We start from the raw sequence: 1,881 nt of genomic DNA on the forward strand, positions 1-1,881 counted from the left end.
CCCCTGCAATGCCCCCACCATCAACACGGCCTGACGTAGACCCCGCGCGAGGATGGAGCGGGTTTCCCAGGTGACCTGTCGGTCGATGTCCCGTAAGCTCCACACAGGCGGAGATGGCCGGTTCCGGTGCGGATCGGTCTGTGTCTTAGGGGGTTGGTGGTTGGGGAGGGGAAGTGTGTGGCGACATGCCGGGGGGTTCTCAGGTGTTCGCTCGGCGTGTCGGTCACAGGATGGTTACAGCCGGGGTGTGGCTGTCCCGGAGATTCCTGCTCAACTGCCGTGGCGCCAGCCCTCCGGGGCTGGCGAGGATCGCAACGCGATGATCAGCGCGACCAGGGCCACCCCGGCGGCGAGTGGCGCCAGCCCTCCGGGGCTGGCGAGGATCGCAACGGCGAGGCCGATGCGGCCGCGACGGTGTTCACCCACGTGGCGCCAGCCCTCCGGGGCTGACTCCGGTCCGTCCCGGAACGAAAGTGATTCCCACGGCGGGGCTGCGCTGTTAAGGTCGCAGGTCAGCAAGTGTAGGCCCCGCGCACGCGGGGATGGACCCAGCAAGCTCGGCCAGTGAAGCGCAGGTCTCCGGTAGGCCCCGCGCACGCGGGGATGGACCGGCGCGCAGCACGTGACCGGGGTGCGTGCTGGGTACGCCCCGCACGCGCGGGGAGGCGAACCGCCGGTTGCGGAAAGGTTCCATTGGTACAACGCTTGCCCGGAGGGCCCGGCTGACGGGCTTCGTTCTCCGGCGTCGTCCAGTAGGTTGCTCGCCCGAAAGAGTGAGTCAACGAGAGAGGACGGCGTGAGCACTCCACCCCAGACACCGGATTCGCCGGAGGACCCCTCGACCGGGGATCCGCGGTTCACCGAGGAGTCCTCGGTGGCGGAGCAGGACGCCCCGGCACAGCAGGACTCTTCGGACCGGGAGGCGGCGGACGAGGACACCCCGCCCCCCGAGGCCGGGCCGCGCACGGGCGAGGACGACGCCGCCGAGCAGAAGCGCGGGGGCGGGAAGCTGGTCCCCACACTGGTCACGCTCGGAGTCGTGGTGCTGCTCGGTGCGGGGGCCCTGTTCGGATGGCAGGCGTGGAAGTCCGGCGCGCTGCCCGATCCGCAGGAGATCTTCGCCGACGCCGGAGGCAACGGGATCGCCACGGGCGACTGCGTGGACATCTCCGGCCAGGGGAAGGACGAGGTCGATTTCACCAAGGCGGAGTGCGGCTCGGCCGACTCGGACTTCCACGTGGTGCAGCGCCGCGAAGGAGAACAGCAGTGCCCGCAGAACTCCTACGACATGCTGCTCGTGGGGGAGAACGTCTACTGCATGGTTCCGGACGCGGTGGTCGGCGACTGCGTGGTCGACCTCGAGGGCGAGAAAACCCTGATGACCAAAGTGGACTGCTCCGCTGACCGGGCGTCCTGGCGTGTCACCAAGGTGACCGACAAGGCCGACTCCGAGGTGTGCCCACCGGGGGCGATGTACCTGACCTACCCCGACCCGGCGCGGACGCTGTGCTTCGCCGAACTCACCCAGCAGTGAGCGGCGTCCTCCACACGATCCCGGTGGTGCGTCACCGGACGAGCCGAACCCGGCGGCAGGGCGCGTGCACCCCGCCGCCGGGTCCGGTGCCGGAAATCCCCGGCGTCGTGTCGGGGTGATCGGTTAGGTTGGAACTCGTGTGAACGGATCTCGGATCCGCGCACCGTCACCGGGCACGTCGGTACCGACGAGAGACGTCCCGTCGGGAGCACGGAGAGCACCGTGCTCCCGCCCGTGTCCCAGCCACGAGCGTCGGAAGAGGAGCGCGTGACACCGCAGCCACCGGGTGGTTCCCAGCCGGAGTACCCGCCCCCGCAGCACCCCCCAGCGGGTCAGCCCCCCTACGG

The 1,881-nt window shown here is 69.9% G+C and carries 1 protein-coding gene; it reads left to right on the forward strand.

Going from position 1 to position 1,881, the window contains the following annotated elements:
* The first annotated feature begins 796 nt into the window (after nucleotides 1-796).
* Nucleotides 797-1,534 (forward strand): LppU/SCO3897 family protein, encoded by a 738-nt coding sequence (locus tag CEP50_RS19690; protein WP_106115403.1) that lies wholly within the window; start codon nucleotides 797-799, stop codon nucleotides 1,532-1,534.
* Nucleotides 1,535-1,881: the final 347 nt, after the last annotated feature.

It is taken from the genome of Actinopolyspora mortivallis (assembly GCF_003001495.1).
Classification (GTDB): domain Bacteria; phylum Actinomycetota; class Actinomycetes; order Mycobacteriales; family Pseudonocardiaceae; genus Actinopolyspora; species Actinopolyspora mortivallis_A.